This is a genomic window from Okeania sp. SIO3B5 (genome assembly GCF_010692555.1).
Taxonomy (GTDB): Bacteria; Cyanobacteriota; Cyanobacteriia; order Cyanobacteriales; family Microcoleaceae; genus Okeania.
In genome coordinates this window covers 31013-47032 of sequence record NZ_JAAHHG010000032.1, presented here as the reverse complement: position 1 = coordinate 47032, position 16020 = coordinate 31013, and the positions used below count along the sequence as shown (strand labels likewise).

Here is a 16020-nt window from a genome sequence, read left to right as displayed (position 1 = left end):
GTCCGAAATTGATGGATGGGGTATTTGTGCGCAGTGAGTTAGCAAAAGAGGGAATCGTGTTAACACCCCTAACTCAAAAATCGGTGGTGGCAGGTAACTGGGAGAATTATGGGAATAATCCGTTGAGTTCTCAGTTGAGAAAGGAACTGATACCGCAGGTGAGAGAGTATCTGGAGTCGAGGTTGCCAGAGTATATGGTGCCATCAGGGTTAATGGTGTTGTCGCAACTGCCTCTGACTCCTAACGGTAAAGTAGACCGTAAGGCGTTGCCTGTCCCAGATGTGGCCAGTAGTGTGTTAACGGAGTATGTAGCTCCAGAGACTCAGGCACAGAAGGTCTTAGCAGAGATTTGGGCTGAAGTGTTGGGAATAGAAAAGGTGGGAATACATGATAACTTCTTTGATTTGGGTGGTCATTCTTTGATGGCAACGAAGGTGGTGTCTCGGGTGCGACAAGTCCTCAATATAGAGTTCCCCCTCACAAAGCTATTTGAGAATTCCCAGCTAGTGAGTCTGGCTCAGGAAATAGAGGTATATTTAGCTCAAAGCCAGTCAGTAGAGACCGTAGCCATTCAACCAAGGGAGGAAAATGAAAATCCTCCCCCGTTATCATATGCACAACAAAGGCTATGGTTTCTAGAAAAACTGGCCTTGAGTAGCAACGCCTACAATATGCCATTGACACTAAATCTAGTAGGTAAATTGGACTATGTAGCCCTAGAAAAAAGTCTCAACGAAATCATTGCTCGCCATGAAACCCTGAGAACCACTATCAGTGAAATCAACGGCACACCAGTACAAATAATTCAACCCCCCTTTGAACTAAAAGTACCCATAATTGACCTCAGTGGGTTAACACCACCCGAGCAAACCAGCAAACTACAACAACTACTCCAACAAGAAAATGAACTTTCATTCAATCTGGAAGTAGACCCCCCCATACGGGCTCAGTTGTTTCAACTAGGAACAACAGAACACATACTGCAAATCACATTACATCACATAGCTTCCGATGGCTGGTCACTGACAGTATTACCTCAAGAACTTTCAGCTATTTACACTGCCACACTGGAAGAGAAACCATCCCCATTACCCTCACTACCAATACAATATGCGGACTTTGCAGTGTGGCAAAAGAACTACTTACAAGGTGAAACCCTTGAAAGTCAACTAAGTTACTGGAAGCAAAAGCTCCTTGACTTACCTCAACTACAACTACCCACAGACCATCCCCGACCCGCAGTAGAAACTTTTAATGGAGCAGGTATACCCATAAACATACCAGCAACACTAACATCAAAAGTTAAACAACTCACCCAAAAGCAGGGAACTACCCTATTTATGACCCTGTTAGCAGTATTTAAGGTATTACTGTCTCGTTACAGTGGTCAAGAGAATATAGCAGTAGGTTCACCGATCGCCAACCGCAACCGGAGTGAAATAGAAGGGTTGATAGGTTTCTTTGTCAACTCCCTAGTCATGTACACAGACCTAGGAGGAGACCCTAGTTTCACAGAGGTATTAAACAGGGTTAAACAAACAGCTGTAGAAGCTTATGGAAACCAAGACATACCTTTTGAGAAATTGGTAGAAGAGTTGCAGCCAGAGCGGGTACTATCGCAAAACCCCTTGTTTCAGGTAATGTTGGCTGTGCAGCAGGAGGAAGTATTAAAACCATCCTTTAGCTTACCCAACTTGGAAGTAGGTTGGTATGAAGGGGCAGGAGCTGAGATGACAGTGAGGTTTGACTTAGAGTTACATCTGTGGCCAGTAGGAGAGGAAATCAAAGGATTCTGTGGCTATAACCGAGACTTGTTTGAAGCCGAAACAATTAGTCGGATGCTGTCACATTATGAAAAGTTACTATCAGCAGCAGTAGAGACTCCAGAACGACCTGTGAGCCAGTTGCCATTAATGACAGAGTCAGAGCTAGATCAAATACTGGTGGAGTGGAACAATACCAAAACAGATTATCCCAAAGATAAATGTATCCATGAGTTATTTGAGGAGCAGGTAGAGAAAAACCCAGATTCAGTAGCAGTAGTATTTGAAGAGCAAAAGCTGACCTATTGCCAATTAAATAGCAAAGCTAATCAATTAGCCCACCACTTGCAAAGCTTGGGAGTCAAACCAGAAATGCTAGTGGGAATATGTGTAGAGCGCTCAGTAGAGATGGTAGTAGGGTTATTAGCCATACTCAAAGCCGGAGGAGCTTATGTGCCATTAGACCCTAATTATCCAACTTCACGTCTAGCTCAGATATTAGAAGATGGGGAGTTACACCTGGTATTAAGTGACTCCAACTCCCAGTTTCACTTACCAGAAACTCAAACACCTATAATAGATATAAACCAAGCTAATACGGTAGAAATACAAGCTAATGTAGTCAGTAATGTTAATCCCCAGAACCTAGCTTATGTATTGTATACCTCTGGTTCTACAGGCCGACCTAAAGGAGTAGCAATTGAACACCGCAGTCCAGTGTCCCTATTGTATTGGGCACGAGAAGTGTATACCCAAGAGGAATTATCAGGAGTATTAGCTTCCACTTCTATCTGCTTTGATCTATCAGTATTTGAGTTGTTTGTCCCCTTAAGTTGGGGAGGAAAAGTCATATTAGCTGAAAATGCTTTACATCTACCCGAATTACCAGCAGCAGGAGAAGTAAGCCTAATCAACACAGTACCATCAGCAGCCAGAGAATTAGTTAGAAACCAAACTATTCCCACTGGAGTAACAACAGTGAATCTGGCAGGAGAGCCCCTAGATAATCAACTGGTTCAACAACTGTATGAGCAACAAACAATTAAAGCAGTATACAACCTTTATGGTCCTAGTGAAGACACAACCTACTCAACATATGGCTTAATGGAAAAAGGAGGAACCAAGTCACCAACCATAGGTAGGCCAATAGCGAACACCCAGGTATATATTTTTAACGCTCATCAACAACCTGTACCCATAGGAGTAGCAGGAGAGCTACACATAGCAGGAGAAGGACTAGCACGAAGTTACTTAAAACAAGCAGAATTAACCGCTGAAAAATTCATATTTTGGCAGGAGAAAAAATTATATAAAACTGGAGACTTGGTACGTTATTTATCTGATGGCAACATAGAATTTATCGGTAGAATAGACCATCAAGTAAAAATCCGAGGCTACCGCATAGAAACCGGAGAAATTCAAGGAATTTTAAATGAACATCCCAAAGTCCAACAAGCTGTTGTAATTGCCAGAGAGGATCAGCCAGGAGATAAACGTTTAGTAGGATACCTAGTAGCTGAAACTGAAACTGCGACTAATTTGAACCAAGAACTCTCAAATGATCAACTCAGTAATTGGCAAGAAGTATTCAATGAACAAATAGAGAATGAGGACAGAGAAATTACTGACCCCTTATTCAACATCTCAGGTTGGCGCAGCAGTTACGACAACCAACCCATACCAGAAAAGCAAATGCGGCTCTGGGCAGGAGATGTAGTAACTCAAGTATTAGCGGCTAAACCAAAGAGTGTGTGGGAAATAGGTTGTGGCACAGGAATGCTGCTGTTTCAAATTGCACCCCAGACACAAAACTATTATGGCACAGATATTTCTAACGTCTCATTAGAATACATCAAAAAACAAATAGAACCCGAACCAGACAAATATAGTCATGTATCCTTAGCACAGAAACGAGCCGAAGACATGGCTGATGTGGCTCCTAACACTTTCGATGTCGTGCTACTAAGTTCCATCGTGCAGTATTTCCCGAGTATGGAATATCTATTGCAAGTAATAGAAGAAAGTATCAGGGTAGTGAAACCAGGGGGAATGATTTTCCTAGGGGATATCCGCAATTTCTCCTTAATGAAAGCATTTCATAGTTCGGTACAACTGTATCAAGCAACCCCATCACTGTCAGGACAACAACTCAAGTCAAAGATAGACAGAAAAATGGAGCAGGAGACCGAGTTGTTAGTGTCACCAGAGTTGTTTGTAGGTCTCAAAGAAAAATATCCAGAAATAAGTCATGTACAAATACGTTTACAGAGGGGAAAAGAAAACAATGAACTGAATACATATAGGTATAACGTACTGTTGCATATAGAAGCGAAACCAGGAAAAGTAATAACACCGACGGTAGAAAGTGGAGCAGCTCTGGGTGTTCAAGAGATAGAAACTTATCTGCGAGAACAAGAGCCAGAATCAGTTTGCTTTAGTGGTTTAGTAAATAGCAGAGTGGCTAATGATGTAGAGTTGGTAGAGTTGCTATCACAGCCAGAATCCAAACAGAATGTGCAGCAGTTGAGGCAGTTTTTCAAGTCAAAGGAAAGCAAGAGCATTGAACCAGAGAGGTTATATGAACTAAGTGCTTCTTGTGGGTATAGCTTAGAATTGTGTTGGTCAGCTCAGGGAAGTCCGGAATTGATGGATGCGGTATTTGTACGCAGTGAGTTAGCAGCAGAGGGAATAGTGTTAACACCCCTGACTCAAAAATCGGTGGTAGGAGGTAACTGGAATAATTATGGGAATAATCCGTTGATTTCCCAGTTGAGAAAGGAACTGATACCGCAGCTAAGAGAGTATCTGGAGTCGAGGTTGCCAGAGTATATGGTGCCATCAGGGTTGATGGTGTTGTCGCAACTGCCTCTGACTCCTAACGGTAAGGTAGATCGTAAGGCTTTGCCTGTGCCGGATATGGCAAGTAGTGTGTTAACGGAGTATGTGGCTCCAGAGACAGAAACACAGAAGATATTAGCAGAGATTTGGGCCGAAGTGTTGGGTATAGAACAGATAGGTATACACGATAACTTCTTTGATTTGGGTGGTCATTCTTTGAGGGCAACTCAGGTTGTGTCTCGGGTAAGACAGGGTTTTGGCAATGAACTGACTTTACAGGGTTTATTTGAGTCACCAACTATTGCTGGCATAGCTAAACATATTGAAGTGGTGCGTCAGCTACCCCAAGATAAGACTACGTTAATTTCAGAAACAGAAGAATATGAGAGGTTTGTGTTATGAAAACAGTTGATTTTATTTCTTACCTGCAAAATCTGGGTGTTAAACTTTGGATAGAGCAAGAGCAACTCGAATGTTATGCTCCCAAGGGAGCAATGACAGCAGAGCTAAAACAGAATCTAGTGGAGCGCAAGACAGAAATTTTAGAGTTTCTTCGAGAAGTACAAATAACTCAGAAATCTGTAGCTAGTTCCATTCAATCAGTTTCTAGGGAGCAAGTCATCCCATTGTCCTTTGCACAACAAAGGCTATGGTTTATAGAAACAATGGGCTTGAGTAGCAATGCCTACAATATGCCATTAATCCTACGTCTAGTAGGTAAATTGGACTATGTAGCCCTACAAAACAGTCTCAACGAAATCATTGCTCGTCATGAAGCTCTGAGAACCACCTTCAGTGAAATTAACGGTACACCAGTACAAAGAATTCAACCCCCCTTTGAACTAAAAGTACCCATAATTGACCTAAGTGAGTTAACAGCATCTGAGCAAACCAGCAAACTGCAACAACTACTCCAAAAAGAAAATGAACAAACATTTAATCTAGAAGTAGACCTCCCCATACGGGCTCAGTTGTTTCAACTAGGAACAACAGAACACATACTGCAAATCACATTACATCACATAGCAAGCGATGGCTGGTCACTGACAGTATTACCCAAAGAACTCTCGGCTATTTATACTGCCACACTGGAAGAGAAACCATCCCCATTACCCTCACTACCCATACAATATGCAGACTTTGCAGTTTGGCAAAAGAACTACTTACAAGGTGAAACCCTCGAAACCCAACTAAGTTACTGGAAGCAAAAGCTCCAAGACTTACCTCAACTACAACTACCCACAGACCATCCTCGACCCCCAGTTCAAACTTTTAATGGAGCAGGTATACCCATAAATATACCAGCAGCACTAACATCAAAAGTTAAACAACTCACCCAAAAGCAGGGAACGACCCTATTTATGACCCTGTTAGCAGTATTTAAGGTATTACTGTCTCGTTACAGTGGTCAAGAAAGTATAGCAGTAGGTTCACCCATAGCCAACCGCAACCGCCGAGAAATAGAAGGGTTAATAGGTTTCTTTGTCAACTCCCTAGTCATGTACACAGACCTGGGAGGGAACCCTAGTTTCACAGAAGTATTAAACCGAGTTAAACAAACAGCTCTAGAAGCTTATGGTCATCAAGACATACCCTTTGAGAAATTGGTAGAAGAGTTGCAACCAGAACGGGCACTATCGCAAAACCCCTTATTTCAGGTAATGTTTGCCGTTCAGCAGGAGGAAGCATTAAAACCATCCTTTAGCTTACCCAACTTGGAAGTAGGTTGGTATGAAGGGGGAGGAGCTGAGATGACAGTGCGGATGGACTTAGAGTTACATCTGTGGCCAGTAGGAGAGGAAATCAAAGGATTCTGTGCCTATAACCGAGACTTGTTTGAAGCCGAAACTATTAGCAGGATGCTGTCACATTATGAAAACTTACTATCAGCAGCGCTACAGACTCCAGAACTGCCTATTAGCCAATTGCCATTAATGAAAGAGGCAGAGCTAGACCAAATACTGGTGGAGTGGAACAATACCAAAACAGATTATCCCAAAAATAAATGTATCCATCAGTTATTTGAGGAGCAGGTAGAGAAAAACCCAGATGCAGTAGCAGTAGTATTTGAAGAGCAAAAGCTGACCTATTCCCAATTAAATAGCAAAGCTAATCAACTAGCCCACCACTTGCAAAGCTTGGGAGTAGCTCCAGAAATGCTAGTGGGAATATGTGTAGAGCGCTCAGTGGAGATGGTAATAGGTATACTCTCCATACTCAAAGCCGGAGGAGCTTATGTGCCATTAGACCCTAATTATCCAACTGAGCGTCTCAATTACATGGTAGAAGATGCACAACTATCCATCATCTTGACTCAAGAAAAATGGCAACATCATCTATCGGACACAAAAGCATCAGTAATTTGTTTGGATACAGATTCCGAAATTATTAATCAACAGAGTCAGCAAACGCCTGAAAATCAGGTAACAGCTAATCAGTTAGCTTACGTTATCTATACTTCAGGTTCCACGGGTCAACCAAAGGGGGTAACTATTCCTCATCAAGGAGTAGTTCGGCTTGTTAGCAACACTAACTATGTGCAACTGGAAGCAACAGACCGAGTAGCTCAAGTTTCCAATACCTCTTTTGATGCAGCCACATTTGAAATTTGGGGAGCTTTATTACACGGAGGTGTGGTAGTAGTAATTACCAAATCTCTACTCCTTTCACCTCAAGAGTTTGTCAACTATATCAAACTTGAAAAAATCACTACACTGTTTTTGACAACAGCTTTATTTAATCAGTTGGCCTACTCAGTACCAGAAGCATTCAGTACCTTGAAACATTTGTTATTTGGAGGAGAGGCAGTAGACCCGAAATCAGTGAAACAGGTACTAGAGAAAGGGGCACCAGAAAGATTACTTCATGTGTATGGACCAACAGAAAACACTACATTCTCTTCATGGTACAACGTGACTAAAGTAGCACAAGGAGCAACAAATCTGCCCATAGGCAAGCCAATATCCAACACCCAGGCATACATCCTGGACTCAAAGAATCAACCAGTGCCCATAGGAGTGCCTGGAGAACTTCATATAGGAGGAGATGGTTTAGCAATAGGCTACCACAACCGCCCCGAACTGACAGCGGATAAATTTATTCCTAATCCCTTTGAGGAATCAAAAAAAGCCAAATTATACAAAACAGGAGACTTATGCCGTTATCTAGATGATGGCAATATAGAATTTATCGGGCGGATAGACCATCAGGTAAAAGTGCGAGGATACCGAATAGAAACAGGAGAAATAGAAGCAGTCCTCAATTCATACCCTCAAGTTAAAGAAACGGTAGTATTAGCAAGAGAAGACAACCCAGGAGATAAACGTTTAGTAGCATACATAGTACCAGAAACCGAAAGCACAACCAGTTCCAACCCCGAACTGTCAGAAACCCAAGTAGATAGTTGGCAAGATATATTTAACCAACAAATATATGACCAACTAAGTGAAGTAAGTGACCCACTATTCAACACCAGAGGATGGATAAGCAACTACGATAACCAGCCGATACCAGTAGAGCAAATGCGCGTCTGGGCAGGGGATATAGTAACTCAAGTATTAGCGGCCAAACCAGAGAGTGTGTGGGAAATAGGTTGTGGCACAGGAATGCTGCTATTTCAAATCGCACCGCAGACAGAAAAATATTATGGTACAGATATATCCAAGGTATCATTAGAATATATTAAAAAACAAATAGAAGAGCAACCAGACAAATATAGTCATGTATCCTTAGCACAGAAACGAGCCGAAGACATGGCTGATATAGCTCCTAATAGTTTCGATGTGGTACTTCTGAGTTCTATAGTCCAGTATTTCCCTAGTGTGGAGTATTTGTTGTCAGTCATAGAAAATAGTATCAGGGTAGTCAAACCAGGAGGAACGATTTTCCTAGGGGATATCCGCAGTTTTCCATTAATGAAAGCATTTCACTCTTCGGTGCAACTGTATCAAGGAACTCCATCACTATCGCTAGAACAACTCAAGGCCAAAATAGACAGAAAAATGGAGACCGAGACGGAGTTGTTAGTGTCACCAGAGTTGTTTGTAGCTCTCAAGGAAAAACATCCAGAAATAACTCATGTACAAATACGTTTGCAGAGGGGAACAGAACACAATGAACTGAGTAAATATAGGTATAGCGTACTGTTGCATATAGAGGCCAAACCAGGAACAGTAATAACACCGACTGTAGAAAGTGGAGAGGCTTTGAGTGTTCAAGAGATAGAAACTTATCTGCGAGAGCAAGAGCCAGAATCAATTTGCTTTAGTGGTTTAGTAAATACCAGAGTAGCTAATGATGTAGAATTGGTAGAGTTGCTATCACAGCTAGAATCAAAACTGAATGTACAGCAGTTGAGGCAGAAGTTAGAGTCAAACGAAAACAAGGGTATCGATCCAGAGAGGTTATATGAACTAAGTCCATCTTTGGGGTATAGCTTAGAGTTGTGTTGGTCAGCTCAGGGAAGTCCGGAATTGATGGATGCGGTATTTGTGCGGAGTGAGTTAGCAAAAGAGGGAATCGTGTTAACACCCCTGACTCAAAAATCGGTGATAGGAGGTAAATGGAATAATTATGGGAATAATCCGTTGAGTTCCCAGTTGAGAAAGGAATTGATACCGCAGGTGAGAGAGTATCTGGAGTCGAGGTTGCCAGAGTATATGGTGCCATCAGGGTTAATGGTGTTGTCGCAACTGCCTCTGACTCCTAACGGTAAAGTAGACCGTAAGGCTTTGCCTGTCCCAGATATGGCTAGTAGTGTGTTAACGGAGTATGTAGCTCCTGAGACGGAGATACAGAAGAACTTAGCAGAGATTTGGGAAGAAGTGTTGGGAATAGAAAAGGTGGGAATACATGATAACTTCTTTGATTTAGGTGGTCATTCTTTGATGGCAACTCAGGTTGTGTCTAGAGTTCGGGAGACTTTTAATATTGAGTTACCTATAACAAGTATATTTGAATATTCAACTATAGAACAATTAAGTACTTACCTTGAAAATACTAGTAATATTAACGTATCTCTAGCACAACGACTACAAACAACCTCTAATAATCCAGAAAAACGGGAGGAAATAGAGCTATGAAAACATTAGAAAAATTTTTAGACGATCTGGCTAATCAAGATATCAAATTATGGCTTGAAGGTCAACGCTTGCGCTGTAATGCTCCAGAAGGAGTTTTGACATCAGAGCTACGAACTAAATTAAGCGATCGTAAGCAGGAAATTATTACTTTTTTGCAACAAGCTAATTTAAAGAGAGAATTCAAGGAAGACTTAATTAATCCTATTGAGCGAAATGGCAATCCTCCGCCATTATCCTTTGCGCAACAAAGGCTATGGTTTATTGAAAAAATGGCTTTGAGTAGGAATGCCTACAATATGCCATTAACCCTAGAGCTAGTAGGAAAACTCGACTATTTAGCCCTAGAAAAAAGTCTCAACCAAATCATTGCTCGCCATGAAACTCTGAGAACAACTTTCAGTGAAATCAACGACACACCAGTACAAATAATTCAATCCCCCTTTGAATTAGAACTACCTATACAAGACCTAAGTGAGTTAACACCATCTGAGCAAACCACCAAACTGCAACAACTACTCCAACAAGAAAATGAACTTTCATTCAATCTAGAAGTAGACCCCCCCATACGGGCTCAGTTGTTTAAACTAGGAAAAGCAGAACACATACTGCAAATCATATTACATCACATAGCAAGCGATGGCTGGTCACTTACAGTATTACCCAAGGAACTTTCAGTTATTTACACTGCCATAGTGCAAGACCAACCATCCCCAATACCAGAGTTGCCCATACAATATGCGGACTTTGCAGTGTGGCAAAGGAACTATTTACAAGGTGAAACCCTAGAAAGTCAACTAAGTTACTGGAGGCAAAAGCTCCAAGACTTACCTCAAATACAACTACCCACAGACCATCCCCGACCTCCAGTTCAAACTTTTAATGGAGCAGGTATACCCATAAACATACCAGCAGAGCTGACCTCAAAAGTTAAACAACTGAGTCAAAAGCAGGGAACTACCCTATTTATGACCCTGTTAGCAGCCTTCAAAGTCTTAATGTCTCGTTACAGTGGTCAAGAAAGTATAGCAGTAGGTTCACCTATAGCTAACCGCAACCGCCGAGAAATAGAGGGGTTGATCGGTTTCTTTGTCAACTCCCTAGTCATGTACACAGACCTAGGAGGAGACCCTAGTTTCACAGAGGTATTAAATCGAGTTAAACAAACAGCTCTAGAAGCTTATGGTAATCAAGACATACCCTTTGAGAAATTGGTAGAAGAGTTGCAACCAGAACGTTCTTTATCGCAAAGCCCCTTGTTTCAGGTAATGTTTGCCGTTCAGCAGGAGGAAGTATTAAAACCATCCTTTAGCTTACCCAACTTGGAAGTAGGTTGGTATGAAGGGGGAGGAGCTGAGATGACAGTGAGGTTTGACTTAGAGTTACATCTGTGGCCAGTAGGAGAGGAAATCAAAGGATTCTGTGCCTATAACCGAGACTTGTTCTCAGCCGAAACAATTAGTCGCATGGTGTCACATTATGAAAACTTACTATCAGCAGCAGTAGAGACGACCGAGCAACCTGTGAGCAAGCTGCCATTAATGAAAGAGGCAGAGCGAGACCAAATACTGGTGGAATGGAACAATACGAAAACAGATTACCCAAATAACAAGTGTATCCGTCAATTATTTGAAGAGCAGGTAGAGAAAACCCCAGATGCAGCAGCAGTAGTATTTGAACAACAAAAGCTGACCTATTCGGAATTAAATAGCAAAGCTAATCAACTAGCACATTACTTGCAAAAGTTGGGAGTAGTTCCAGATACCCTAGTGGGTATATGTGTAGAGCGTTCAGTAGAAATGGTAGTAGGTATATTAGCCATACTCAAAGCTGGAGGAGCTTATGTGCCACTAGACCCCAATTATCCATCAGAACGTTTGGCTTATATGATTTCTGATTCCCAAGTATCCATATTGCTAACTCAGCAATCATTAGTAACGTTATTATCAGAATATGAAGCTCAGATAGTGTGTTTAGATAGTAACGACAACCTATGGTCAGACTGTTCTCAAGGCAATTTAATTAGTGAAGTCAAACCATCGAACTTGGGCTATGTTATTTATACGTCTGGTTCCACAGGTAAGCCAAAAGGAGTGGCTATGAGCCAAGGTTCTCTGGTGAATCTAATCCTTTGGCAACAGCAGGAAACAATAGTTGGTCAAGGAGCAAAAACTCTGCAATTTGCTCCTATTAGCTTTGACGTATCCTTCCAAGAAATATTCTCCACTTTTTGTTCAGGAGGGATTCTGGTATTAGTGTCTTCAGAACTGAGGCGTGATCCGTTAGGATTGATGGAATTCTTAACTCACAATCAGGTAGAGCGACTATTTTTACCCTTTGTAGCTTTACAACAGTTGGCCTTAGTGGCATCTCAATGCCAAAATCTGCCACCATTGCGAGAAATAGTAACAGCAGGGGAACAATTGCAGGTGACAGCAGACCTGGTGGAGATGATGAAGCGACTGCCTGAATGTAGACTGCAAAACCAATATGGACCATCAGAAAGCCATGTAGTTTCTGCTTACACATTAGAAGGAGATGCGGATAACTGGCCGAAACTCCCCCCGATAGGTCGTCCGATTGCCAATACTCAACTTTATGTTCTCAGTGGTGAGCAACAACCATTGCCAGTAGGGGTTCCAGGAGAACTTTACATTGGTGGAGTCGGTCTGGCAAATGGTTATCTGAACCGGCGAGAATTAACAACTGAGAAATTCATCCCTCATACTTTTGATAACTCAAAAGTCACAAAATTATATAGAACAGGAGACTTATGTCGTTATCTAGCTGATGGCAACATAGAGTTTTTAGGGCGGATAGACAACCAAGTAAAAATCAGAGGATACCGGGTAGAAACGGGGGAAATAGAAGCGACCCTAACTCAACATAATATAGTTAAAGAAACAGTAGTATTAGCCACCGAAGACAACCTAGGTAATAAACGTTTAGTGGCGTATATAGTGTTAGAAACCCAAACTCTAGCTAGCTCAAACCAAGAGATATCAGAGGCAGAACAAATCAAGAAATTGAAACAGTATCTGAAAGAGCAGTTTCCGGAGTATATGATACCGAGCGGTTTTGTAGTGTTGTCGCAACTGCCTCTGACTCCAAGTGGAAAAGTAGACCGGAAGGCATTACCTGTACCGGATAATCTCAGTAGTGTGTCAACGGAGTATGTAGCTCCTGAGACGGAGACACAGAAGGCATTAGCAGAGATTTGGAGAGAAGTGTTGGGTATAGAACAGATAGGTATACACGATAACTTCTTTGATTTAGGTGGCCATTCTATGAATGCCACTCAGGTTGTGTCTCGGGTGCAACAAAGATTGCCAGTAGAGTTCTCTATAAGTAAGCTATTTCAAAATCCTACTATCGCTCAACTAGCAGAAGTTTTAGTTGAACAAGAGTTGGAACCAAAGGAAAGTCAAGTTATTCCAAGGGTTTCTAGGGAACAGGAAATTCCCCTTTCTTACCCTCAAGAAATTATTTTGGGCTGGCGTCCGTTAAACGGTATGTTTAGTTTTACCGTGGATGGTTTTCTAAATAAAGCAGTCTTAGAGCAAAGCCTCAACGAAATCATCCGACGACACGAAAGTCTACGGACCAGTTTCCCCTCTATAGACGGAAAACCCATACAAGTAATTTCGACCGTCGCCAAAATTAATCTGTCGGTAATAGAATTACCATCATCAGCAGAACAGATAACCAAACTTGAACAGCTAGTCAGAACTGAAGCCCAAAAACACTTTGACCTAGCAAGCCCCCCGCTGTCTGTCACCCTCGTACGACTTAGCCCAGAAACTCATGTAGTAATATTGGTCATAGACCACATAATATATGACGGTTGGTCTATAAACATACTAATCTCAGAACTATATAAATTGTATGAAGCCTACATTCAAGGAAACCCATCCCCATTACCAGAACTACCCATTCAATATGCCGACTACTCCCACTGGCAACGACAACAAACAGCAGAGGTATTAGAAGAACATCTAAGCTACTGGAGACACAAACTAGCAGGAACTTCCTCAATATTACCCCTACTAACAGACCGCCGACCTCCAGAAGTGCAAAGTCGCGAGGGAAGATTTGAAACATTGGAACTCAATCAGAACTTAATACAGAAACTTGAGCAACTTGGTCAAGAGTTAGGTACAACATTATTTACGACTATGCTGAGTGCAACTTTTGTCTTATTGTATCGTTATAGTGGAGAGTCTGACTTAATAGTAGGTGCAATAACTGCTAACCGCAACCGAGTCGAAATCGAACCATTAATTGGTATGTTTGCAAGCATGCTTCCAATTCGTTCTCAGTTCTCAGATGACTCTAGCTTTACCGAATTGTTAACTCAAGTCAAACAAACAACTGAAGATGCCTATAAACATCAGAATTTACAATTTCCACAGCTATTAGAGGAACTTATTCCAGGTACGGAAGTTAAGGAAAATCGTCTAATGCGAGTGTACTTTGACTTTCTAAATATAAAATCACTGAACTCTTGGGATTTACCAGGATTAAGAGTGACTCCTAGGGTTGCAGATTATCCAGACATTGCTAGTAGAATGGATTTAGAAATATATCTCTGGAAAGCACCATCAGGACCAGAACACGAAGCTTATGTTTGTTACAACACAGACATATTTGACGGAGCAACCATTGCTAGGTTGATGGAACATTTCCTAACTTTACTAGAAGCAATAGTAGCCAACCCCCAAGAAAAAATCTCGAAACTTCCCCTAATTACAGCAGCAGAAAAACAAAAAATTCTGCAGGAATGGAATAACAGCAAAATAGATTATCCAACAGACAAATGTATCCATCAATTATTTGAGAATGTTGTTCAAAAGAACCCAAATGCAGTAGCTTTAATATTTGAGGACCAACAATTAACCTACGCCCAACTCAACTACAAAGCTAACCAACTTGCCCACCATCTATTAGGTTTAGGCATAAGCACAGAAACACCAATAGGCATATATATTGACCCTACTGTAGAAAGAGTCGTTGGTTTATTAGCAATACTCAAAGCAGGAGGAGCTTATGTAGCAATAGATCCAACGGACAAATCACAGGATTTACAGTCAATTTCGGTAATATTAACCCTAAACGACCTCAAATCAGAAATTCCTGACTCCAATGCTCAAATTCTGTGTCTAGACACGGAGTGGGAATCAATAGCTAAACACAATACAGACAACCCAAATACAGGAACAACAGCCACCAACCTTGCCTATATCCTCAATCAAACCCCAGCGCGAGCATCCTGCTCGCTAGTCGAACATCAAGCTGTAGCTCAACGTTTACAATGGCTACAAGAAACACTGAAAATAACTAATCAAGATATTCTACTACATAAAACATCTCTGACTCAAGATGTAGCTCTTCTAGAAATAGGTTTACCTCTAATCAGTGGTGGTACTGTCGTTATAGCTGCAAATAACGAGCCAACAAAATTACAGCAATTAATCGGCAAGCACAAAGTTACCATACTTCACCTGTATCCGTCAGAACTACCCACCTGGTTAAATACAACTAACCAGGCAGAATCTTTGAAGAGTTGGCGATCGCTCCTTAGCAGTGGAGAAACCCTATCAACAGAAATAGCCAACAAATTTGTCGAAACTTACCCAGTTTCATTACATAATTTCTACAGTCTCCCAGAAGCAGGAGGAGAAGTTACCCACTGGGAATGGGTAGAAGAACCCAAGAGAGAAAATGTACCCCTAGGCAACCCTGGTCGGTTATCAGTTTATGTACTAGACCAACACCAAGACCCTGTTCCCACTGGAGTACCAGGAGAAATCTATATTGGAGGTTCCAGTTTAGCCAGAGGTTATCTGCATCAACAGCAACAGACATCACAGAAATTTATAGAACACCCACAATTAGGTAAACTATTTCAAACAGGAGACATAGGTCGTTATCACAACAAAGGTTATCTAGAAATAGTCGGAACAAAACAACGGCATACATGGATTCAAGGAAAGCGAATAGAACTAGCAGACATAGAAACTGCTCTGTTATCAGTTGCCGGAGTAGAAGAAGCTTATGTATTAGCTCATCAAACATTCCTAGTAGCTTATGTTGTGGTGGCCGGAGTCTGGAATCCCGAAAAATTAGACTCCCAAATTCAACAACAGTTACCTCCATACATGATGCCAGGAGCTTATGTTCCTGTATCAAGTTTACCTTTGACTCACCAAGGAAAAGTAGACGAAGTAGCGTTAGCGCATTTCCCAGTAACTGACAATGAGACGGAGCGTAAAATTGCTGAAAAGCGATTGAGGGATTCCCATGTGCATATACCACCTACCAATGATAACAGCAGATGCTAA

Annotated in this window: 3 protein-coding genes; all 3 read left to right on the top strand. The window is 41.6% G+C overall.

Annotation, left to right across the window (positions count from 1 at the left end; genetic code table 11):
* The first annotated feature begins 56 nt into the window (after positions 1-56).
* The 3 genes from F6K54_RS07325 to F6K54_RS07315 are packed head-to-tail and all read left to right on the top strand — an operon-like array spanning position 57 to position 16020.
* Positions 57-5003, top strand: a complete 4947-nt coding sequence (locus tag F6K54_RS07325) for a non-ribosomal peptide synthetase (protein WP_293076054.1) — start codon at positions 57-59, stop codon at positions 5001-5003.
* Entirely contained in the window at positions 5000-9682 is a 4683-nt protein-coding gene (locus tag F6K54_RS07320) for a non-ribosomal peptide synthetase (protein ID WP_293076053.1), read from the top strand. Before F6K54_RS07325 ends, F6K54_RS07320 begins: the two co-directional genes overlap by 4 nt.
* The gene (locus F6K54_RS07315) at positions 9679-16020 is read left to right on the top strand and encodes a non-ribosomal peptide synthetase (RefSeq protein ID WP_293076052.1); all 6342 of its coding nucleotides are present in this window, start codon (positions 9679-9681) and stop codon (positions 16018-16020) included. Before F6K54_RS07320 ends, F6K54_RS07315 begins: the two co-directional genes overlap by 4 nt.

Excerpts from the sequence above, each read along its gene's own strand:
- F6K54_RS07320 (WP_293076053.1), top strand. The coding sequence starts at position 5,000 with ATGAAAACAGTTGATTTTATTTCTTACCTGCAAAATCTGGGTGTTAAA.
- F6K54_RS07315 (WP_293076052.1), top strand. The coding sequence starts at position 9,679 with ATGAAAACATTAGAAAAATTTTTAGACGATCTGGCTAATCAAGATATC.